Source organism: Rhodoferax lithotrophicus (genome assembly GCF_019973615.1).
Taxonomy (GTDB): domain Bacteria; phylum Pseudomonadota; class Gammaproteobacteria; order Burkholderiales; family Burkholderiaceae_C; genus Rhodoferax; species Rhodoferax lithotrophicus.
The window spans coordinates 2,886,718-2,908,821 of record NZ_AP024238.1; the positions used below are offsets into that span (position 1 = coordinate 2,886,718).

Below are 22,104 nucleotides of genomic sequence, written 5' to 3' on the forward strand. Positions count from 1 at the left end.
GGTTGGATCACTGAGAGTGGACTGGGAGTTTGACCCGGCTGGATAGAGGCCGGTTGCCGCTGACCGTGGTCAAACCCAACGCCACCCAGTCGGTCATACCACCACGGTAGTACGAAATTTTGCTGACAGGAAAACCCATGTGCACCAGGATGGCGATGCCTGCCGGGCTCTGGACGCACATCGGACCATAACAAAAACCCACAAGGTTGTAGGCATCCGCGCAATTCCACTGGTTTTTGCCGATCGATGCACAGCCCAGCTCAGCCATGTGATCTTCCAGCTCGTTGTAGGGAATGTGGTAGGTGTTAGGAATGGTTGTTTTCAAGGGCGCATCTTCGTCCCGCATGTCAATGACCAAGGTTGCAGGATCGTTGAGCGCCTTCATGACTTCAATTTCCGTGACAGGTGTCACACCGGGCTGCGGCACCAAGGGCTGGATATAACCTTTGTCAATGCCAAATGCCGTCTTGACCCGGGTAATCACCAACGGGCCCCTGGGAGTCTGCACTACAAATTCATGACTCTCTTTCGTGATGCGCAGTGGCGGGTTCTCACCCGCCTGCACGCCCAGACAGCCAAGCGCAGTCAACAACGCCAAAGCGATCCATCGGTTCATTCTTTGATCGTGCATGACTCGCCTTTGCAGGCGATCTCTGCATCCAGATACGACACATTGGTGTAGCCCTTACGCCCCAGAATGTCGTAGGTTTTCTGGCTTTTGGCACCCGTGGCACAGTTCACAAACACTGGAACGTCCTTGGGAATCTTGGCAAAATCCCGCTCCATGTCTTCTATCGGAAGATTGACTGCACCTTTGAAATGTCCACCTACAAAGTCTGCAGTGGGGCGCACATCCAAGATGAACTTGTTGGCAGCAACCGCAGCCTCAAAGTCTTTGGGAGCAATTTGCCCAGGCCCGTAGATGGGTGCCCATGTAATCATCGTGAGGGCGGGTGCCGCTGCCATGGCACCTTTCCAGGCTTTCACCGGAAAATAAGCCAGTCGTCGAAAATCTTGTTCACGTAAATCCTCCAGAACACCATTGACCAGACCCATATCACCACGATCCAGCACCATAATGGGCGCATTTTTAGACAGGTTCGCTAAAGCGTTATGCCCCTTTGCGCTCCTGAGGTCAGCTTGAGTCAATTGAACCAGCTTATTGGAGGCCACAGAAATGGTGTCCTGACCGGGTGCGGTATCAATCAGTACCAAGTTGCCTTTTTGAATGAAGTCGGCTTCAGCCAACAAAGGCTGTGCTTTTTGATTCCAGCCTGGGACACCATTGCGATAAACCCAGACATCGGTGTAACCCATCTCTCTGAACATGGCTGCAGAATCCACCGACAATGTGCACTCACGACCAGAGCAGTAAAACACCAGCTTGCCGGTTTTGGGTGCACCCAATTTTTCCGCGCTGTTTGGATTTTTTTTGAGCATATCCAATGGCAAACTTACTGCACCCGGAATGTGCCCGGCAATGAACTTTCCGACAGGACGGCTGTCCACCACCCAGACGTTCTTGCCAATGGAGCCTTGTTCATAAAAGCCCACCATTTGGTCATTAATGACCTCGTCAGCCTCAACCTTAACATCTGCCGCAAGGGCAGCACAAGCCAATGCACCGGACAGTGCAAGCCCCAAAAGAATGCGTCTCATCACGTCGCTCCTTGAGTATGAGAATGGTGTCTCCCATCAAATGGCACCCACCACCGCGCAGGAGACGTGGGCGGTGGTGGGATTAAAAGTGATTCAGCAGCCCGCAGTTTTCTTGAATGACTTGCTGGTGTTTTTGCCATCTTTCTCAAACCGGGCACGAATTTCATCACCCTCCTGAATGCGTTTGTCTTTGAACTTGTCCAGCGTCAGATCATCGGTGATGGTAAGCGTGACAGACTCGCCTGTTTTGCTGTCCTTGAGCACAGCAGTGGCTGACTTACCACCTGCAGCCAGCGTGATTTTGGTGACAGGGCCAACCATCTTGCCTTCTTCTGCAGCAGCGTTGCCCACATAAGCCAGGCCCGACAAGGCGACGGCAAGTGAGACCATCAGGGTAGAGAGTTTGGTTTTCATTTTGTGCTCCTTTGGCAATGAATAAAGTGAAAAATGCGCATTAAAAGCGGTCAAGACCATCAATGACAGGGATCAATCATCAGAACTTGACCTCAAACGTGGCGTACAGGTTGACCGCATTCTCAAGTGGTGTCGTGGTCATCATGTCGCCATTGACAGCACTGATAGCCACAGGTGCACCGACCCAGTTGTTGCTGCCGGTATAGTCAAATTTGTAGTACTGCACACCCACCCGGAAGAAAGCTTTGCTGACATAAGACGAAATCGGTTGACGATCCAGCTCCTGAATCCAGTAGGCTTCATAAACATCACCCCTTGTACCCACTTTGGCGGTCCACATGTCGTCAGCGGCCGGGGCAAAAGTGATCCAGTTTTTGGAGCCATGGTTCCACTCAAATCCAAACTTGGATTTGGACGGCAAGTCATAACGTACACCCAGCGCAAACGCCGTGCCGGTCTTGCTGGTAGGCGCTTCAGGCTGGAAGAAGGCTCCGGTCATCAAACCCTGAAAGCCAAATTGAGACGACACGTTGTTGTTCGGGTGCGTGACACTCATGGCGACATCACCAAAGACTTGCAAAGTGCCAGGGCCGATATTTTTGTGCGTGGTCATGAAACCAGCACCCAGCCAGTCAATGTCACCCAAATTGGTTTTGGCGACAGTGTTGCCAAAATAGGTGTTGTTCATGGTCGGCGCATCAAAGATGTTCATGCCCCGGTTCCATTGCAGCCAGACGCGCAGCGGATCAGTGTCAATGGGTACCAGCGAAATACCCACCATGTCGGTGTCTGCCAATGAGTTGCCGCTGGAGTTGGTGAAGCCGGTTTCCAGGCCACGGCCATAACAGAACTTGGCATAGGCTCCGGGCAAGGAATCAATTTCTGGCGCATAGCCCAAAGTCATGCCATCAAAGGCGTAGTCCACCAACAAGGCTGGCGTGCCGCCATTGCCAGGACGCACGGCGGTGTTGTTGCGCAAGTTGCTGGGGGCACCACCGGTAGAGGGCCTGCGCCCCACCGAGAACCACATTTCTTTGTCAGCGATATTGCTCCAGGTGGCATACACCCGATCCACATTGAGGTAACTGGTGGACGGCACATGGCCCAGCGTGCCATCAAAAACACCCACACGGTCTGCAAAGAAGGGAGCACTGCCACTGTTGGTGACGGAACCGTCATTTTGCGAGCCAAACACCTTGTACATATTCAGATGAGCACTCACGCTGATGTCTTGCGTGGCCTTGGCATTCAAGTCCAAGCCAAAGCGGTTGCTGTAAAGGCTGGTGTTTTTCGGTTTATAGGCGGGCACGGTCTTGGCAAATGCGCCCATGGCCCCCACCATCGCGGCGTTGGCTCCTAAAAAAGCGTTGGCTTGGTCAATCGTCTGAACCTGGCTCATGCCTTGTGCAAAACCCATCAAACCGGTCAAGGCTTGTGCACTGGTCCATGCAGGATTGAGGCTGGAAGCGGCTGCCGGATTGGCAAAAAACTCTGATTGAAGTGTGCTTTGCGCGTTGGCAAAAGTCGCATTCACATCGGTAAAGGTTTTGGTTTGTCCTTCAAGGTAGTCGTAACGGAAACGATAGTCGCCACCCACAGTCAACCATTTACTTAGCGATTTGCCTTCGAGCTTGGCCACCTGACTCTTCAGATCCTCCAATGCGCTTGCATCGGGTTGAGCCGCCGTAGCTGCCACGGCCTTGACTTGCTCAGCAGTCTGGGTCGTTCTGGCCTCATTGGCCTTGACCTGTGCCTTGAGTGCTTCCAGCTCGCGTGACATCGCCTCGATGCGGCTTAACAGTTCCGCCTCAGTGGCCATGGCAGCCATAGGCAGCAACATGCCAGCAATCAAAGCGACCAACAGCTTTTGTTTAAACCTCTTGTCCATCATCTTCTCCTAAAAATCGAACATAAAAATTTGTTTGGCATCAAGCACGCTTGCCTGCCGGTTCGTCTTCCTCGGTTTCTTCCCAACCCGTAATCATGGATTTCAGATGCGCAGTCACCGTGTGACCCGTGGTGGCCAGGTACAGGTGCGAAATCAAAAATGCCAACATCAAAAATGCGCCGATGGTGTGGCCGGTCGCAACCCATTGAAGTTGCAAACCACTCAAACCCCAGGCTGCCCAGTCAGCATAAAAAAGGTAGAGCCAGCCAGTCACCCAAATCAACGGACTCAGCAAGGTGAGCACACCCAGGTAGGTCAACAGCTGCATGGGGTTGTGCTTATGGCTGGGAGTGGGTTTGAAAGGATGTGGCTCACCTTTGAAAATGCCGGATGAGTAAAACTGGGCCACAGCCATGATTTTTTTTGTGGTCGGAATGTATTGCCGCCATTCGCCGGTCGTCAGATGCCAAAAGATCGCAAATACCCACAGCCCCACCAATGTCCATGCCGCAAGCGTATGGAAATTGACAGCTTTTTCAAAACCGAAAACGCTGTAAGTGCCATGCACCTCAAAGCCAGTCAGCAGCATGAAAATGATCAGTGCAGCCTGGCTCCAGTGCCAGAAGCGCTCAAAACCTTTAAACAGATAGACGCGTGCCATGATGTTCTCCTTATTTGGGATTGCGTTTGTGGGTGACGATGCGAATCAAGCCGTGGCCAAGCACCCCCAGCAGGGTGAGCAAGATCACCGTCCAGCCCACTTTGTCCAGACCGGCCATGTGGTCACGGCTACGCCCCGGCATATACACGCCATCCACTTTTTCCAGGCGACCGGCATTGGCATGGCAATCCACACAACCCAAGGCTTTCTCTTTGGGTGCCACCATGTGGGTGATCGGCCAAGCACTTTCGGTTTCAATGAAGTCCAGCTTGCCAGAGAACGGCAGCTTGGCGGTGGTCATGCCTGCGGCAACCGCTTTGTCCCAGTTGAAGTTCTTCCAGAAGGCAGTGTCGTCATTGCCGGCCAGGTGAGTGATCACCAGTTGTTTATTGACAGAGTCATAGACCTGTTTGCCACGGAACATCTTGATCGGCCAGATCATTGACTTGCCATCGGTGGCGCTGCCTTCAAAACGGTTGATCTGAACCGGCTTGTCACCCTTTTCAATCTTGTCGCTTTGCAAGGTGTACTTGACCGTGCCGTTGAACCAGACGTATTCGGGGATCACGTTTTCTTTCCAGACAAAGTCGCCCTTGATCGTCATGTAGGTGTCGTAACCATCGTCGTTCTTGACGGTCATGGGTTTGCCATCTTTGTCGAGCTTGCCCGCAGTTGACCAGTCCCATGACATCTTGGTGGGCTGACCACCACGTGCAAATGCTGGAATGTGGCAAGTCTGACAAGCAATCTTGGCCGTGTGTTCATTCAAGCGGGCCACCGGGTGTGGGGCCTGCCCGTGACACGATTGGCAGGTAGCTGGGTTGCGGGTGTCCACCTTGCCGCGCAAATGAGCGGGCTCCTTGTCTTTGGCGGTAGGGGCATACCGACTGCCAGGTACTTGATGCCCATCGGTCTTGTGGCAGGTGGCACAAGTGAAGTTGTTGCCGTCGGCGGCCATATGTACATCCAGAGCTTTGTCTGGCGCTTCAAGCGACGTATCCAAGTCACCATGCTTGACACCATCACCACCGCCGCCGTTGAAGTGACAAGCACCACAAGTACTGCGTTGAGTAGGCCCGACCTTCTGGGCAATTTCCTTCAGGTTGATCCCACGCACGATCTTGCCCGATCCGGCTGGAAACTCGGTATCTTTGGTGACCGGGTTACCGGCAAAACCGGATGGTTTTTTGTACTTGCCCGTATGGTCATGGCAGGCCAAACAATCCACATTTTCTTGCGAAGTGAAGTCAAACGTGTCATCTTTCCAGCCGTAACCAATGTGACAACTGTTGCAAGCTGCCTCGTTCGATTTGACTGAAGTGCAGAAGTTGTTAACCACATTTTTTTTACCCAGCACCTGCTTGGTGTCTGGGTTCACAAACTCCCATTTCCAGTGCTGGGTTTGGTGAATTTGTTTGGAAGCCTCGGTATGACAGGTTAAGCAGGCTTTAGTGACCTCTGGACCGGAGGCAAAGTCTTGATCCAGAACCTTGAACTTGCTATGGTCAGCGGTTGTTCTGGGTAACTTTATCGGGGCCGTGTCAGTAGCTGCTATTGCCGCCGTCACAAAAAAAAGTGCTGCTGCTGCAGCCACCAACCAATACCGACTTCGCATCATGAACTCCTTGCTCTGTGTAAGCACTCCTGCCCAGATTCAGTGGTGAACTGGCAGTGCTATCAGGGTTAATACTAATTCGCTGCGTTGATTCAATACTGATTTAAATCAATGATTCTGCATGTTCTTATTTAAGAATTAAGCGATTAAATAGTGGATGGTGCAGACGCAAGCGTGGCATCTGTTTTCAGGAGACAACAGACGACACAAATCCGTGTGGCCATGTGGTGTTCAGGCAACTTTTCCTGGTGGATTGGTGTTCATGAGGTCATAATCAAAGTAATTCATTAATTACTTAATATGAATCCTAGCTTGCAGCACCCCAAACAACGTACTGAAGTCCGGCAAGCCAGTCTGGTCGAAGCCGCCTTGCAATTGGCGGCAAAACACAGTCCGGCAGAAATCACCACGGGTGACCTTGCAGAGGCCATAGGCATCAGTCAGGGAGCGGTGTTCAAGCACTTTGCCAGCAAAGAAGCCATCTGGCTGTCCGTAATCGACTGGGCCACAAGCACATTGATCACGCGTTTACAGGCAGCTGCCCTGCAGGGAGATGCGAGTCACCAAGCAATACATGGGCGTTGTGCGATGGTGCCTCACGCAGAGGAAACGCCCCCCCTGTCTGCGCTCCTTGCATTAAAAGCCGTCTTTATGGCGCATGTTGACTTCGTCATGACCTATCCGGGTGTTCCACGCATCATTTTTCAGGAGCTACAAAGCCCCGGCGACTCAGCTTTGAAATTGCGTGTGCAGAGCCTGATGCAACGTTACCGCCAATTGATCATGCAGCTTTTGCAGCAAGCGGTACAACAGCGTCGTGTGGCTCCTGATGCTGACTTGCAAGCCGCTGTAGTGCTGTTTATTGGTGCGATTCAGGGACTGGTGATGCAGGCCATGATCTCTGGCGACTTGGCCGCTATGGCACAGCAAGCATCTGGCGTATTTGCCATCTTCGAGCACGGGATGCTTGATAAACGTCCTTCTTTTTGATCTTGAAAGTGCTTCTCATGAAAACCAACCCTCTCGTTTTACGCCGCTTGGCCTTGGTTGCAGCAGCTTTGATCTTGATCGTTACGGTGATTTTTGTCTTCCTGCGTACAGGCCCTCTGGCCCCGATCAAGGTCACGGTGGCACAGGCGACGCAGGGCAGCCTGAACCCAGCCATTTTTGGCATTGGCACAGTGGAAGCGCGGCGTAGCTGGATGGTCGGCCCTACGGTGGCAGGCCGCGTGTTACGTGTAAATGTCGACGTGGGGGATGTCGTCAAAGCCGGGCAATTACTGGCCGAGATGGACCCGGTGGATCTGGATCAGCGTCTGGCCGCACTGGATGCGTCCCTGGCGCGGGCCGGCAGCACCCAGCTCAGCGCCCAGGCTCAGGTGCAGGATGCCAACGCCCGGCACGCGCTGGCCGCCGCCAACACCCAGCGCAACCAGGATCTGGCCCGGCAAAACTTCATCAGCCCTGGCGCGCTGGATGCCCGGCTGCAAGAGCAAGCCTCTGCCGAAGCCGCGCTGCAAGCCGCTCGTGCCAACCAGAGCGGTGCGGAACAAGACCGTACCCGTCTGAAAGCCGAACGCGCCGGTCTGGTGCAGCAGCGCGGCAACGTGCGCCTGCTGGCCCCGGCTGACGGCGTGGTCACCAGCCGCGATGCCGAAGCGGGCAGCACCGTGGTGGCGGGCCAGCCAGTGCTACGGCTGATCGACCCTAGCAGCCTGTGGGTCAAACTGCGGGTGGATCAGGGCCGCTCTGCCGGACTGGCCCCTGGGCTCAAGGGCCAGATCGTGCTGCGCTCGCAACCCCAAACACCCCACCCCGGCCAAGTGGCCCGCATGGAGCTGCTGGCCGACAGCGTGACCGAAGAGCGCATTGCACAAGTGGCGTTCATGCAGATGCCCGTGAATGTGTCGGTAGGTGAAATGGCCGAAGTCACCCTGCAACTGCCCACCACCACCCCTGCCCTGCTATTGCCCAACGCCAGCATTCAACACCAACAGGGCCAAACCGGGGTCTGGAGACTGAACGGCGACAAGCCGGAATTTACCCCGGTGCAACTGGGTAGCAGCAGCCTGGATGGACTGGTGCAGGTGCTTACAGGGCTGGACAACAACGACCGCGTGGTGGTTTACAGCGAAAAAGCGCTCAATCCCGGTGCCCGCGTCAAAGTGGTTACAGCCCTGGCCGCCGCAACCCTGGCGGGCAAGCCATGATCAGCCTGGCCGGGCGCGACATCCTGCACGGCTGGGGAAAATTTACCCTGACGGGCCTCGGATTGGGGCTGCTGATTGGTGTGACCTTGAGCATGGCAGGCATATACCGTGGCATGGTGGACGACGCGCAAGCCCTGCTGAGCAACAGCGGTGCCGACTTGTGGGTGGTGCAGAAAGACACCCAGGGTCCCTATGCCGAGGCCTCCAGCATCAAGGACGACGTGGTGCGCAGTGTGCGCGGCATGCCCGGCGTGGGTCAGGCCGCCAACGTGACTTACCTGACGCAGCAAGTACAAAAAACCAACGGTGACGAGGTGCGGGTGATGGTGGTTGGCATCGAACCCGGCCAGCCCGGCGAACCGGCTTACCTGATAGCCGGCCGCCAGCTTACCCGCAACCACTACGAAGCCGTGGCCGATATCAAGACCGGCTTTCAGCTGGGTGAACAGATGCAGGTGCGCCGTCACAACTACACGGTGGTCGGACTGACGCAGCGCATGGTGTCCTCCGGGGGTGACCCGATGGTCTTTATCCCGCTCAAAGACGCGCAGGAAGCGCAGTTTTTGAAAGATAACGATGCCATTCAGAATGACCGCACCCGCACCGCCGCCAACCCGGCCTTCAACCGCCCCGGTGTGCCCGGCCTGCTGGAAGCCGTGCAGGGTTTACAAACCAGCAGCCACAACGTCAACGCCGTGCTGGTGCAGTTGCAACCTGGCTGGCAACCAGAGAGGGTAGCAGAACCATTGCGGCGCTGGAAACATGTGCAGGTGTTCACCCGCCCAGAAATGCAAGAGATTCTGGTGGCCAAGCTGATTGCCAATTCGGCCCGGCAAATTGGGCTGTTTCTGGCCATTCTGTCGGTGGTCAGTGCGGCCATTGTGGCCTTCATCATCTACACCATGACACTGGGCAAAATCCGCGAGATTGCGGTGCTGAAGCTGATTGGCACACGCAACCGCACCATTGCCTGCATGATCTTGCAGCAGGCGCTGGGCCTGGGGCTGATCGGCTTCACGGTGGGCAAAATTGTGGCCACAGCCTGGGCACCGGTGTTTCCCAAATACGTGCTGCTACTGCCGCGTGATGCCGCTTTGGGCCTGCTCGCCACGCTACTGATTTGCGCTCTGGCCAGCCTGCTGTCCATACGCATGGCACTCCAGATTGACCCCGCAGAGGCTATAGGATGAAGCCGATCACAACCCCACACCTTGCCGCTGGTGGCATTCACATCGAAGGCCTGCGCAAGGTCTACGGCAAAGGCGACAGCGCGGTACAAGCGCTCAAGAATGTCAACATGGCGGTGGCCCCGGGCGAGGTGGTTGGCTTGGTCGGCCCTTCTGGCTCTGGCAAAAGCACGCTGCTGAAATGCCTGGGGGCCATCATTGAGCCCACATCCGGGCGCATGACACTGGGTAACGATGTGATTTATGACAATGCCTGGAAAGTGACCGACCTGCGCGCGCTACGACGCGACCGCATTGGCTTCATCTTCCAGGCACCCTACCTGATTCCATTTCTGGACGTGATCGACAACGTGGCCCTGCTGCCGATGCTGGCCGGGGTTACCAACGCCCAATCACGTGAACGGGCACTGGAGCTGCTGACCGCGCTGGATGTGCAACACCGCGCCAAGGCGGAAGTGTCCCGACTCTCGGGTGGAGAACAGCAGCGGGTGTCGATTGCCCGCGCACTGGCCAATCGCCCACCGGTGATTCTGGCCGACGAACCCACTGCACCACTAGACAGCGAACGCGCTTTAGGCGTGATGCGTATCCTGAACCAGATGGCGCGCCAGTTTCAGGCGGCCATCATCGTGGTGACCCATGACGAGAAAATCATTCCGACCTTCAAGCGCATCTACCGTATCCGGGACGGTCAGACAGTGGAGGAAGCGGGTGAAGGCCGGGCACTGGATTAGCGCTCCAGACGCTTACTCAAACGACGGTGTCTCGGGTTTGGCCACGGGTTTGCCAGCCGCCGCCCAGGCATCAAAACCACCCAGGATGGACTTGACGTTCAGATAACCCATGTCGTGCAGGGCCAGCGCAGCCAGCGCGGCACGGCCACTGGTCTTGCAATACAGCACGATGTGCAGGTCACGCGACTGCAGGGCCGGATTGGCGCTGAACTTGAATTCAAGCATGCCGCGCGAGATGTGTACCGCACCGGGCAGGTGACCCACCGCGTACTCGTCGGCTTCGCGCACATCCACCAGCACATCGGCATCACGGATGGCTTCTTCGGCTTGGTCTACAGATACTTCCTGCACGCGGGATTTGGCAGCAGCGACGAGGTCATGGGCAGTTTTCATCAGATTCTCCAGGTTAGATTACTACAAAATAAATAGCTTCTTACGCAAGTAAATAAAGGGCTAGAGGCCATTTTTATCAAATTTTCTGTCCTATCCAGCGAGTCACATGGGCCAGCCCCTGGTGGCCACTGCCTTCAGACAAAGAGGTCTCACCGTGCCAGGCCAGCAACGGCGTGCACAAGCCTGCAAAATCTGCACTCAGTTGGTCGGGCTCGTAAAGCATGTCGACATCCTTGGGGCCACCGGTGTCAAAACATAGTTGCGCCGGGTGAAAGGCTTCCAGAATCAGCCAGCCACCGGATTGCAGGCCTTGCGCCAAACGGCGGTGTGCCTGCTGGCGAAACGTGCTGGGCAAGTGGGTGTAGATCAACACCACCGCGTCCATGCTGCTGGCCTGTGGCGCCCAGTCGGCCAAGTCCACCAGCTCGGTGTGCAAGGCCACACCCCGGCTGGCGGCCAGATCGCGGGCCTTTTGCAAGCCAACCGCTGAAGCGTCGACCGATGTGACGGTATGCCCCTGCTGGGCCAGCCAGACACCGTTGCGCCCCTCGCCGTCGCCAGGTACCAGTACCTGGCTGGCCGGAGGCAGACGTGTAGCCTGCTCACGCAAAAAGGTGTTGGGTTCAGTGCCGTATTTGTAGTCAGGCCCGGCAAATCGTTGATCCCAGAAGTTCATGGTGTGGAGCTTGGGGTGGAGACCCAAGAAAAGCGACAATACATCAAAGATCGCTAATATACCCAATCAACAACACAACGGTTGATCAGCGCCCCGCCCACCACCAGCCAGCCAAACAATATCCAGGCCAGCAACAGGGGTTTGATGCCTGCCTGCCGCACCGCTGACACCTGTGTGGCAAGCCCCAAAGCCGCCATGGCCATCGCCAGCGCCATGGTGTCGATGGTGGTCACCGCCTCTATGACAGAGGTCGGCAACCAGTGCAGGGAATTAAACGCCACCACCGCCACAAAAGCCAAGGCAAACCACGGCAAGATGATGGTGCTTTTTTCCGCGGTGCCACCGGTGTGATGTTGGTCTGGATGTCTCTTGGCCCGATTTCGCGCCACCCAGGCCGACAGCATGAGCAGAAACGGGGCCAGCATCATCACACGGACCATTTTGGTGATGACCGCTGTGTCCTGCGCCTGTGCTCCCACCATCTGGGCGGCGGCCACTACCTGAGCCACCTCGTGAACGGTTGAACCAATGTACATGCCAAAACCGTTGCCACCATCAGCCAGCACATGCCAATGCTGGTTCAGTTCAAACAACACCGGGTACAGAAAGATCGACAGCGTGCCAAACACCACCACCGTGGCCACGGCCACACTGACCTGCTCGGCGCGGGCACACAACACCGGTTCGGTGGCCATGACCGCTGCCGCACCACAAATGGAACTGCCGGCACCAATGAGCATTGTGGTCTTCGGGTCCAGCTTGAGCCAGCGGGTGCCCAGCAGGTAGGCCAGGCCAAAACTCGAACACAGCACCAGGGTGTCAATCAGCACCCCTGCCATGCCCACCCGCCCGATGTCTTGCAAAGTCAGGCGAAAGCCATACAACACAATTCCCAGACGCAGCAGGTTTTGTTTGGAAACCTGTACACCTGCCCCACACGTCACTGCCACGCGTGGGTACACCGTGTTACCCAACACCATGCCCAACAGAATCGCCAGGGTGAGTGCACTCAAGCCGTAGTGCTGTAGCCAGCGCAGGCTGCCCAGCGTCATACCTCCAGCGGCCAAAACAGCGCTGAGCATCAGTCCAGGCAAGCTGCGCCAAAGTGCCCCGCGTGCTCGTTCAAAAAAGAAGGCTGCGCCTGTCAGGCTGGTTGATAAAGACTGGGAATGTGTCATTTTTTGACCGTTTGAATACAACGGCCGTGACTCTATGACGCATCAAACAAGCTGTAAAACAGTTTGTTTATGTAATATCTACCTATCTAATAATTATCAAATCAATTTTCCCCATGGCCGTTTTGCATCTGACCTTGCGTCAACTCCAAATTTTTGTGGCAGTCGCCCGCTGTGGCAGCACCATGGCCGCCAGTGGTGAAGTAGCCCTGTCACAGTCGGCTACCAGTGCTGCCATCAACGAACTGGAGCGACTGCTATCCCAGCCGCTGTTTGACCGGGTAGGCAAGCGCCTGCTGCTCAACGACAACGGCCGAGCCCTGTTGCCGCAAGCGCTGGCCATGCTCGACAGCGCCAACAGCATGGAAAAAACGGCACGTGATGGCGCAGCACAAGCGCCCACCCTGCGGATGGGGGCCAGTACCACCATTGGCAACTATGTATTACCCAGACTGCTGAGCCAGTTTCTGGGTGACACCTTGCAGAGCACGTGTCAGGCCTGGCAGTCCAACATCGTGATTGGCAACACCGAAGCCATCTGCGATGCCGTGGCCACCTTTGACCTGGACATCGGCCTGATCGAAGGCCCGTCGCACCAGCCCACCCTCACCATGACACCCTGGCTGCAAGACGAATTGATTGTGGTGTGTGCCCCGCAGAACACATTCACGCCTTCTGGTGCAGAGCTGGGCGGCCTGTCACTGAATGCCTTGCGTGAAGCCGTGTGGCTGCTGCGTGAACTGGGCTCGGGCACCCGCGAAACCACGGACCACTTTCTGCTGCCACATCTGCGCTCCTACCGGCGCAGTCTGGTGTTGGGAAGCTCTGAGGCGATCAAGCAAACCGCCGCAGAAGGGCTTGGTCTGGCCTGTTTGTCCAGATGGGTGGTGAACGATGCCCTGGCGGCCGGACGCTTGCAGCAGGTCAGTACACCACTGCCCCCCATGACCCGGCAGTGTTATTTTGTGGTGCATCAGGACAAGCAGATCACACCCGCACTGCGCCGGTTCATGGGGCAGGCCATGCAACTGCAAGCGGCATCTACCTGAGTACCAAGCCCATCCAAACCCTGCAAGCAAAATACTTTCTCCAGCTCTTAAAAATAGAGCTGCTCATGCAGGAAAATAAAGGGCTAGAAGGTCATTTGCATTAAAAATACGCACCACACCGCCCTGATCTGCCTGCACCGTTCCTTTGTTTACTGCAGCTTGCGAATCGTCATGGCACCGCGGATCTGGCCCAAGGCGTAGCCAACTGCCTTGTCGTCGGGGTACAGCGTGTGCAGGCGCTCGGACACCTCGGGTGCCAGACTGTCGGGGGCACCGTGGCAGGCCAGGCAGACCTGCTGTACGGGTAAAGCCTTCATATAGCGAAACTCCTTGCGGCCAGCGTCTTCCACCATGGCGTATTTTTCCAGCGTGGCAGGGTTTTCACCAGCGGCGGCACGGCGGTCAAATTCTTCAAGTGCGGCGCGCTCCCAGGTATCAGGCAACGCCTTGGGATTGCGGTTGCGCAGGCTGACGCGGCGAATGGCCCAACCGGTTTGTTCGGATGCGGTTTTGGCCATTTGAGGGGCTTTTTCATGACACACGGTCACCGCAGAGGCGGGGCCTTCCTTGGCGATTTGGGCATTGAGCGCTTCCAGCAATTTGGGCGGCACCGCACCCGCCACTTTGCGGGCATCGGCCAGTTGAGCATCGTCTTGCGCGAACACTGGCAAGCTCAACCCTAAAGCCACACCCAAAACGGTCAAACCCATTTGACCAACCTGAAAAAGCCTGGAATTCATGAAAAACCTTTTGTAAAAGCAAAAGGTGAATTGGGCCAGAAGACAACGGGCACTGTCTGTGACTCAAGTCACATGCGTGGGGTGCTCAGGATGCTCAGCGAATCCCCGGCACGGCTTGACCCAACATCTCCTTGGTCACGAGGGTAATTCCCGAATCTGTCACCCGATAGCGTTTTTTGTCTTCAGCTGGGTCAACACCAATCACCGTGCCTTCGGGTATTCTGGAATTTTTGTCCACAATACATTTTTTCAGGACACAGTGACGGCCAACCTCCACATTCGGGAGCATGATGGAATCTTCAATGCTTGAGTGGCTATGCACACGAACCCCACTGAACAGCATGGACCGACGTACCGTTGCACCGCTCACAATACACCCGCCAGCCACCATGGAATCCATCGCATTGCCACGTCGGGTGTCGTCGTCAAAAACAAATTTGGCCGGTGGTGTTTGCGACTGCCAAGTCCAAACAGGCCAGTTTTCTTCATATAAATTCAGGTCAGGGGTCACTTGCACCAAGTCCATGTTGGCTGCCCAATAGGCATCCAGCGTGCCCACATCACGCCAGTAAGCCGGTTTACCAGGCTCTGTCACGCAACTGTCGGCAAAATTTTGTGCAAAAGTACGGTAGCGTTTAACGCAGTGCGGAATGATGTCTTTGCCAAAGTCGTGGCTGGACTGAGGATCATCCGCGTCACGCAGCAGTTGTTCATACAGAAAACGGGTGTTGAACACATAAATACCCATGCTGGCCAAGGCTTTGTCAGGATCACCAGGCATGTGTTGTGGTTCGACCGGCTTTTCAGTGAAATTCGTGACGCGGCTTTCGGCATCTACCGACATCACACCAAAACCTCGTGCCTCATTCAAGGGAACCTCAATACAAGCAACCGTCAGGTCTGCCTTTTTAGCGACGTGTGCAGCCAGTAACTGGCCATAATCCATCCGGTAAATATGGTCACCCGACAAAATCAGCACGTATTCAGGCCTGGCGTGGCGAATTTCGCGTAGATTTTGGTACACCGCATCGGCCGTCCCCTGGTACCAGTGCTCCCCTGAAGATTGCTGCTGCGCGGGCATGATCTCAATAAACTCATTCAGCCTTCCGTCCAGAAAACTCCAACCCAACTGCAGGTGACGGATCAGGCTTTGTGCTTTGTACTGGGTCGCCACGCCAACCCGGCGCACACCAGAATTGACACAATTGGAGAGCGTGAAATCGATGATGCGGAATTTGCCGCCAAATGGCACGGCGGGTTTGGCCCGAAAGTCGGTCAGCTCATGCAAACGGCTGCCACGCCCACCCGCCAGAATCAGGGCAAATGTGTTGCGTGTGAGTTGGCTGACAAAACGCGAGTCTTGTGTGTGGTGACTTGCTCTACGGTCTTGTTGATCATTTTTCATGAAGTCCCTCCTTGAATATCCTTATACGTCCATGAAGTCAGCAGTGATCAGCTAACGGGTGTACCAAAATTTTCCGGCATCTGAATCGCCACAATTTCACCCCGGGCAGTGGCCACTCCCGCGGCATAGACAGTGGCCTCCACCACCACTTTGCGACCTTTGATTTCCTTGATTCGGCCACGAATCTCCAGCGTTTCAGAAATCGGGGTTGGCTTTAAATAGTCCACATGTAATGAGCCGGTAACAAACCGAAATGCAGGCAGCGTGTCCATGGCCCTGCCCTCTTGCCGGTACATGGCGGCGGCTGCCGTACCGGTGCCATGGCAGTCAATCAGACTGGCCAGCAGGCCACCATAAGTAAAGCCCGGAACTGCAGTATGAAATGGCTCAGGGGTAAAACGGGTCACCGTTTCGTCACCATCCCAGAAGGTTTTGATGCGATGACCATGTTCGTTTTTGGCACCGCAGCCATAACAATGTGCCAGGTTTTCGGGGTAATACTCTTGAAATGCCTTCATGTCTGTCTCCTTAAATTGATATCAATTAAATAGCTACTTACGCTTTATTGATAAGCGCTAGAGGCTAATTTCTTATAAATTCATCAACACTCAGTGCGCCGTATGCAGCCTGGCATGAATACGCTGGGTGGTGCGCCACACAGCCCACAACACCACCGGAACCAAAGCACCAGCCGCCATTTCGGGATTCATCGGCACACCCAGCGCTTTGAGTGCCTTGCCGCCGTACAACAGCAGACTGATCACATAGTAAGAAATCGCCGCTATCGACAAGCCTTCCACCGTACTTTGCAAGCGCAACTGCGTCTCTTGGCCATGTGTCAGCTTTTCCAGCAATTGCTGGTTTTGCATCTCTGTGGCAATGTCCACCCGAGTACGCAGCAAGTCGCTGGTTCGCGCGACCCGTTCCGACAAGGATGCCAGGCGCTGCCCGGTGGCGGCGACGGTGGCCATCGCCGGAGACAAGCGCCGCTGCATGAATTCACCGATGGTCTGGGTACCCGGAATGGCTTTTTCGCGCAGCTCGGCAATACGTTGTCTCACCAGTGTGTGGTAGGCCTGGGTGGCCGCAAAGCGGTAATTGTTTTCAGCAGTGGCGCGCTCCACACCTGCCGCCAATGCAACCAGGGTGTCCAGCAGTTCCTGGTCAGAGGCCGATTTGTTCTCCAACTGCGCCGTGATACGCACCAGAGCTGCTTCGGATTGCGCCAGCATCGGCCCCAGCGCCTTGGCCACGGGTAGTCCGCGCAACGCCATCAGCCGGTAGGTTTCCAACTCCAGCAAACGTGCTGCAATACGCCCGGCACGGGTTTGGCTGGTACCCTCTGGCGCAATCACCAGCATGCGTTCAAATCCATCTGCTTGCAGCCGGAACTGTGTCAGCGCCCAGGAATGCCCCATGGGGTGACCATACCCATGCCGGTTGGGTGGTTCAGCGAGTGGCCCGGCCAATTGGCTTGGGTTGCTGCCCATGAGGGAGGCCACCACTGTACGCCCACCCAGCCAGGCCACAGCTTGCGCCATCAAGGTGGTGGCCTCATCCAGTGGTGCATTCACCATGGCCAGTTGAATCGCTGCCACAGTGCGTCCAGGTATCTGAGCAAACCAGTATTGCGGCAAGGCCAGGCAACCCAGCAAATCAGGCTCACTTGCACCCAAACCAGCATACTCGGGCAGTGGCTGGATGATGGAGTAGCGGGTAAATTCGGTGTGGCGCTCCCACTTGACGGTCAAACCGTCCAGGCGCAGGCGCACAAAGTTGCCTTGCATTCGCTCCAGCGTCAAATCTGCCTGACCTGGCAACTGGCGCAAGTGCTCACATTCGGCTTGGCGGCTCACCCCCTCATTGAGTACAGCCACATACACAATCAGGGCAGGCAGACGAATGCGCGCTGAAGGGCGCGCGTGCACCTCATTGTGCAGTTCAGAGCGAAGTGCATCATCGGGGGGAAGCCACGTCGATGCGGATGCAGGTAAAACTGGGGCGGAGGCAATATGCATGCATGTAATTTTGCACTCATTCAACCGCATAAAACCTCACAAGCTGGTGACAAATTCCGCCACATTAGGGCGTAGACGTGCAGGCTTGGCTTTGGACACTGTTCCAATGTTGATGCAACACACCGCTTGCTCGAAAGTTTGCAACTGAAACAAGGCACGTAACCGGGGCGACAACAGAGCCTGGCCACTGGTCAGACCCGAGCCGAAACCCAAGGCATGTGCCACCAGCAACAAGTTTTGGATAGCACACCCTAAAGACACCAAGCGCTCCGCATCACCTACGGCAAGTTCACCCGCTTCCTGACGCCGAGCATCCTGCTGCGGTGTACTGCCCACCAGGCGGGCAATGGCCAACATCAAAAATGGCGAGCGAAAGGCCTTGTCGCGGGCATTGTCAATTTGCTCCGGTGTTGCATGGGGATCACGGTCTTGCAAGGCCTGACCAAACACCTCAGCCAGCAAATCGCGTTTATCAACCGGAACCTGCACAAAACGCCAAGGCAGGAGTTGGCCATGGTCGGGGGCCGCTGCCGCTGCCGACAGAATGTCCTGCATTTGCACCTTGCTTGGGCCGGGCTCGACCAATCGGCGTGGTGCCACATGCTGACGCGAATGAATCAACGCTTTGGCAAATTCCGCGAAATCAATACCCGGTGTGACATCCATCGCAAGCTCCGTGGTGAAAGTTGCCAAGTGTGCCTGATTCTGAACGCACCATAACAAGCCATAACCTGGTACCCAATCAGTGAGACACTATCGCCCCCCGACAACATGGTTGAATTTTGCTACGCCCACTTTCACATCTTTTCCATTACCCTGCTGCCCGCTCCCGGCTTGGGACTGAGATAACCGGTCTGTGGCAACTGGCCTGGCCGATTCTGGTTGGGCAACTGGCCTACGTGGGCATGGCCGTGGTGGATGTCGCCATGGCCGGACATGCTTCGGCGCAGGATCTGGCGGGCGTGTCACTGGGTGTCTCCATTTGGAACATGTTGATGCTCACCATCATGGGCATCATGATGGCTATCAATCCCATCGTGGCACACCACGTAGGAGCCAAAGAATTTCATGTAGTGCCCCACATGGTGCGGCAGGCGTTGTGGCAGGCCTTGATGGTTGGATTTATCGGCACCCTGCTGGCCAATCTGGCCGTGCTGTTGTTTGAGCAAATGCAACTGGAGCCACATGTCCATGACATTGCCAAAAATTTTGTACGGGTCACCAGTTTGGCGCTACCCATGTTTGCCTGTTACCGTGTGTTGTACGGCTACAGCACCAGCCTGAACCAGACCAAACCACTGATGGTGATTTCACTGCTGTCACTGGGAATCAACATCATGGTGAACTGGTTGCTGGTGTTTGGGCATGCAGGCTTTCCCCGTCTTGGTGGCGTGGGTTGTGCCTGGGCCACGCTGGCGACGGTGATGTTTAACCTGCTGGCACTGATCTGGTGGATGCGTCGCTCAAGCGCTTTTCAGGCTACCTGGCCTTTTGCGCATGGTGAAGCACCACAATGGGAAAGCATCCGGAATTTGCTGAAATTGGGCCTGCCCATTGGGGTAACGTATTTTGCCGAGACCAGTGCTTTTAGTCTGGTTGCCTTGCTGATCGCCAAGTTTGGCAGCACCCAGATGGCGGCGCATCAGATTGCGCTGAATTTCTCTTCACTGGTGTTCATGGTACCGCTGAGTTTGGGGCTGGCGCTGCTGACCCGGGTGGGTCATTCATTGGGGGCAGGAAACCCGGTGCTGGCGCGTTACCAAGCTTGGGTCGGTGTCGGCCTGGGCCTGGGCCTCGCCATCATGTCCGCTACGCTCATGGCACTGTACAGGCATGACATTGCTGGCGCATACACCACAGACCAGGCGGTAATAACACTGACCGCCCAGATACTTTTACTGGCAGCACTGTTTCAACTCTCGGATGCCACCCAGGTCATCACCAGCTGCGCCATCCGAGGATACAAGGTCACCCGCGCACCCATGATTATTCATATGACCGCTTTTTGGGTTTGCGCTTTGCCACTGGGTATCACACTGGGATTGGCACCCGAGTGGATGCCCTGGAAGCCTGCTCAGCCCATGGCTGCACAGGGCTTCTGGATCTCGCTGATTGTGGGGCTGACGGTGGCAGCACTTGGACTGGTCACACTACTCAGAAAGGTGGCACGCAGTCACTTGCCTGCCACCCGTTCTGCCCATAGGTGATCAACAAGCCATTTCAGTGCAAGGGCACACCCGTTTTGGACTGCAACTCTTCCATGGTCACCCCTGGCGCAAGCACCACCACTTTGATGCCATGCGGCGTGATGTCCATGACGGCCAAATCAGTAATGATGCGATCCACCACACCAACACCTGTTAAAGGTAGCGTACAACTGGGCAAAATCTTCAGATCGATCGTTCCATCTTTCTTTTTGGCCACATGTTCCATCAGCACCACGACGCTTTTGACACCGCCCACCAGATCCATGGCACCACCCATGCCCTTGACCATCTTGCCTGGAATCATCCAGTTCGCCAGATCACCGGTTTCGCTGACCTGCATGGCACCCAAAATGCTCAGGTTGATTTTGCCGCCGCGAATCATGGCAAAACTGTCGTGACTGCCAAAAATGCTGGAGCCGGCAATGGTGGTCACGGTTTGTTTGCCAGCATTGATCAAATCAGCATCCACTTCATCTTCGGTCGGAAACGGGCCAATGCCAAGCATGCCGTTTTCGCTTTGCAGCCAGACTTCCATATCATCGGGTACAAAGTTGGCAACCAATGTGGGCAAGCCGATGCCCAGATTGACATAAAAACCATCTTGTAATTCTTTGGCAGCCAAAGCGGCCATTTCGTCGTGTGTCCAAGCCATGATCAAGCTCCTGCTTTTGGGGTGATAGTTTTTTTCTCAATGCGCTTTTCAGGCGTGGCATTGAGCACGATGCGATTCACATAAATGCCGGGCAAGTGCACACTGTCGGGATCGAAGGTACCCGTTTCAACGATTTCTTCAACTTCCACCACGGTGATCTTGCCTGCCATGGCTACGGCCGGGTTGAAGTTACGCGCAGTACGACGAAACAGCAAATTACCGCTCTTGTCAGCCTTCCAGGCTTTGACCAACGACACCTCGGGCACCAATGCATGCTCCAAAATATAGACGTGACCATCAAACACCCGGTTTTCTTTACCTTCGGCCACCAGTGTGCCCACACCAGTGCGCACGTAAAACGCGGGAATGCCTGCGCCACCAGCCCGCAATTTTTCAGCCAGTGTGCCTTGCGGGGTAAATTCAAGCTGCAATTCACCAGCCAGGTATTGGCGCTCAAACTCTTTGTTTTCGCCCACATAACTTGAGATCATTTTGCTGATCTGGCGTGTTTCCAGGAGCTTACCCAGACCAAAACCATCGACACCGGCATTGTTGCTGATCACGGTAAGGTCTTTCACTCCTGTGTCACGCAAAGCATCAATTAAAGCCTCTGGAATGCCGCAAAGACCGAAACCGCCAACAGCCAACAATTGGCCATCTTTGACGATACCGTGCAACGCATCCGCTGCTGAAAGGTAAATTTTGTTCACTGAGAAATCTCCTTGGAAATAAATAACAGTCGAACGATACTACGTAATAGGATACGTAGTTTTTCTTAAAGGGCAAACCCTAAGATCACAAAAAACACCGCATGGACATTAACTACCGACTGGCTTTTGAGATGGCACCCATCGGGCTTGCCTTATCGCGCAATCGCACCATGGTCGATTGCAATCGCCACCTGTGCGACATGTTTGGCGCAAGCCCGGAGCAACTCATCGGCCAATCTTTTCAGGTTCTTTACCCCAGCGTCAGTGAATTTGAACGCACAGGTGAACGTATTGCCCCCCTGTTAAACCGGCATGGCACCTATGCAGATGACCGCATCATGAAGCGGCTGGATGGCCGCTTCAAAGGCGAAACCTTTTGGTGCCATGTCACCGGCCGGGCTTTGAACCAGGCAACACCACACGAGGCAGGTATCTGGACTTTTGAAGACCTCAGTGCCAACCGCCCGGTCAAAGCAGAACTTACGGCCCGTGAGCGTGAAGTGGCTACACAATTAATGAATGGCCTGACAAGCAAAGAAATTGGTCGCCTGCTCAATATCAGCCATCGCACAGTTGAAATTTACCGCGCCAAATTGATGAAAAAATACAAAGCCTCCAACACTGGCGACCTGGTTCACAGACTGATGGCCGGATGATGTGCTCCATCGCGTCAGGAACATGACGCAAGTCAAAAATGGATTGTGCAACTTG

23 protein-coding genes are annotated in these 22,104 nt (G+C 55.4%); 7 read left to right on the forward strand and 16 right to left on the reverse strand.

The window, feature by feature from the left end; translation table 11 throughout:
- Positions 1-7: 7 nt before the first annotated feature.
- The 6 genes from LDN84_RS13320 to LDN84_RS13345 form a co-directional block, all read right to left on the reverse strand.
- Positions 8-631 carry a rhodanese-like domain-containing protein gene (locus tag LDN84_RS13320; protein WP_223903939.1) on the reverse strand — a complete coding sequence of 208 codons (624 nt, stop codon included), beginning with the start codon at positions 629-631 and terminating at the stop codon, positions 8-10.
- The gene (locus LDN84_RS13325; RefSeq protein ID WP_223903940.1) at positions 613-1,659 is read right to left on the reverse strand and encodes a rhodanese-like domain-containing protein; all 1,047 of its coding nucleotides are present in this window, start codon (positions 1,657-1,659) and stop codon (positions 613-615) included. Before LDN84_RS13325 ends, LDN84_RS13320 begins: the two co-directional genes overlap by 19 nt.
- A 93-nt stretch (positions 1,660-1,752) precedes the next feature.
- Positions 1,753-2,073 (reverse strand): hypothetical protein, encoded by a 321-nt coding sequence (locus LDN84_RS13330; protein ID WP_223903941.1) that lies wholly within the window; start codon positions 2,071-2,073, stop codon positions 1,753-1,755.
- A gap of 79 nt (positions 2,074-2,152) precedes the next feature.
- Positions 2,153-3,961 (reverse strand): DUF3373 family protein, encoded by a 1,809-nt coding sequence (locus LDN84_RS13335; RefSeq protein ID WP_223903942.1) that lies wholly within the window; start codon positions 3,959-3,961, stop codon positions 2,153-2,155.
- Between the two features lie 40 nt (positions 3,962-4,001).
- Positions 4,002-4,622, reverse strand: coding sequence for a cytochrome b/b6 domain-containing protein (locus tag LDN84_RS13340; RefSeq protein ID WP_223903943.1), 621 nt, complete (start codon positions 4,620-4,622; stop codon positions 4,002-4,004).
- Positions 4,623-4,632: 10 nt separating this feature from the next.
- Entirely contained in the window at positions 4,633-6,237 is a 1,605-nt protein-coding gene (locus LDN84_RS13345; protein WP_223903944.1) for a tetrathionate reductase family octaheme c-type cytochrome, read from the reverse strand.
- Positions 6,238-6,537: 300 nt separating this feature from the next.
- Here LDN84_RS13345 and LDN84_RS13350 point away from each other — a divergent pair, with 300 nt between their 5' ends.
- From LDN84_RS13350 to LDN84_RS13365, 4 genes are read left to right on the forward strand one after another with little or no spacing between them, the layout of a single operon-like run.
- Complete coding sequence (locus LDN84_RS13350; protein WP_223903945.1) at positions 6,538-7,227, forward strand: TetR/AcrR family transcriptional regulator; 690 nt, start codon at positions 6,538-6,540, stop codon at positions 7,225-7,227.
- A gap of 17 nt (positions 7,228-7,244) precedes the next feature.
- On the forward strand, positions 7,245-8,447 hold the full coding sequence (locus LDN84_RS13355) for an efflux RND transporter periplasmic adaptor subunit (protein WP_223903946.1): 1,203 nt from the start codon (positions 7,245-7,247) through the stop codon (positions 8,445-8,447).
- Positions 8,444-9,637 carry an ABC transporter permease gene (locus LDN84_RS13360; protein WP_223903947.1) on the forward strand — a complete coding sequence of 398 codons (1,194 nt, stop codon included), beginning with the start codon at positions 8,444-8,446 and terminating at the stop codon, positions 9,635-9,637. The genes LDN84_RS13355 and LDN84_RS13360 overlap by 4 nt, the downstream gene beginning before the upstream one ends.
- Positions 9,634-10,368: an ABC transporter ATP-binding protein gene (locus tag LDN84_RS13365; protein WP_223903948.1), complete on the forward strand. Its 735-nt coding sequence runs from the start codon at positions 9,634-9,636 to the stop codon at positions 10,366-10,368. Before LDN84_RS13360 ends, LDN84_RS13365 begins: the two co-directional genes overlap by 4 nt.
- A gap of 12 nt (positions 10,369-10,380) precedes the next feature.
- On the opposite strand, the gene LDN84_RS13370 is transcribed toward LDN84_RS13365, so the two are convergent.
- The 3 genes from LDN84_RS13370 to LDN84_RS13380 all read right to left on the reverse strand — a co-directional run bounded on the left by LDN84_RS13370 (position 10,381) and on the right by LDN84_RS13380 (position 12,519).
- On the reverse strand, positions 10,381-10,761 hold the full coding sequence (locus LDN84_RS13370) for a rhodanese-like domain-containing protein (protein WP_223903949.1): 381 nt from the start codon (positions 10,759-10,761) through the stop codon (positions 10,381-10,383).
- 76 nt (positions 10,762-10,837) lie between these two features.
- Entirely contained in the window at positions 10,838-11,437 is a 600-nt protein-coding gene (locus LDN84_RS13375) for a class I SAM-dependent methyltransferase (protein WP_223903950.1), read from the reverse strand.
- Between the two features lie 53 nt (positions 11,438-11,490).
- The gene (locus LDN84_RS13380; protein ID WP_223912992.1) at positions 11,491-12,519 is read right to left on the reverse strand and encodes a YeiH family putative sulfate export transporter; all 1,029 of its coding nucleotides are present in this window, start codon (positions 12,517-12,519) and stop codon (positions 11,491-11,493) included.
- A 209-nt stretch (positions 12,520-12,728) separates the two neighbouring features.
- Here LDN84_RS13380 and LDN84_RS13385 point away from each other — a divergent pair, with 209 nt between their 5' ends.
- A complete protein-coding gene (locus tag LDN84_RS13385; RefSeq protein WP_223903951.1) occupies positions 12,729-13,661 on the forward strand; it encodes a LysR family transcriptional regulator in 933 nt (310 codons plus the stop codon).
- Between the two features lie 149 nt (positions 13,662-13,810).
- Here the strand turns inward: LDN84_RS13385 and LDN84_RS13390 are convergent, their stop codons facing one another.
- The 5 genes from LDN84_RS13390 to LDN84_RS13410 form a co-directional block, all read right to left on the reverse strand.
- Positions 13,811-14,401, reverse strand: coding sequence for a Tll0287-like domain-containing protein (locus LDN84_RS13390; RefSeq protein ID WP_223903952.1), 591 nt, complete (start codon positions 14,399-14,401; stop codon positions 13,811-13,813).
- 94 nt (positions 14,402-14,495) lie between these two features.
- On the reverse strand, positions 14,496-15,806 hold the full coding sequence (gene glgC, locus LDN84_RS13395) for a glucose-1-phosphate adenylyltransferase (RefSeq protein WP_223903953.1): 1,311 nt from the start codon (positions 15,804-15,806) through the stop codon (positions 14,496-14,498).
- A 47-nt stretch (positions 15,807-15,853) separates the two neighbouring features.
- Positions 15,854-16,324, reverse strand: coding sequence for a PaaI family thioesterase (locus tag LDN84_RS13400; protein ID WP_223903954.1), 471 nt, complete (start codon positions 16,322-16,324; stop codon positions 15,854-15,856).
- 90 nt (positions 16,325-16,414) lie between these two features.
- Complete coding sequence (locus LDN84_RS13405; RefSeq protein ID WP_223903955.1) at positions 16,415-17,824, reverse strand: DUF3422 family protein; 1,410 nt, start codon at positions 17,822-17,824, stop codon at positions 16,415-16,417.
- A 36-nt stretch (positions 17,825-17,860) separates the two neighbouring features.
- Complete coding sequence (locus LDN84_RS13410; protein ID WP_223903956.1) at positions 17,861-18,490, reverse strand: nitroreductase family protein; 630 nt, start codon at positions 18,488-18,490, stop codon at positions 17,861-17,863.
- Between the two features lie 116 nt (positions 18,491-18,606).
- Between LDN84_RS13410 and LDN84_RS13415 the strand changes: the two genes are divergently transcribed.
- Positions 18,607-20,031 (forward strand): MATE family efflux transporter, encoded by a 1,425-nt coding sequence (locus tag LDN84_RS13415; RefSeq protein WP_223903957.1) that lies wholly within the window; start codon positions 18,607-18,609, stop codon positions 20,029-20,031.
- Positions 20,032-20,044: 13 nt separating this feature from the next.
- On the opposite strand, the gene LDN84_RS13420 is transcribed toward LDN84_RS13415, so the two are convergent.
- A complete protein-coding gene (locus LDN84_RS13420) occupies positions 20,045-20,683 on the reverse strand; it encodes a 3-oxoacid CoA-transferase subunit B (protein WP_223903958.1) in 639 nt (212 codons plus the stop codon).
- Between the two features lie 2 nt (positions 20,684-20,685).
- Positions 20,686-21,393, reverse strand: a complete 708-nt coding sequence (locus LDN84_RS13425; RefSeq protein ID WP_223903959.1) for a CoA transferase subunit A — start codon at positions 21,391-21,393, stop codon at positions 20,686-20,688.
- 101 nt (positions 21,394-21,494) lie between these two features.
- Here LDN84_RS13425 and LDN84_RS13430 point away from each other — a divergent pair, with 101 nt between their 5' ends.
- Complete coding sequence (locus LDN84_RS13430; protein ID WP_223903960.1) at positions 21,495-22,049, forward strand: PAS and helix-turn-helix domain-containing protein; 555 nt, start codon at positions 21,495-21,497, stop codon at positions 22,047-22,049.
- Positions 22,050-22,104 lie beyond the last annotated feature (55 nt).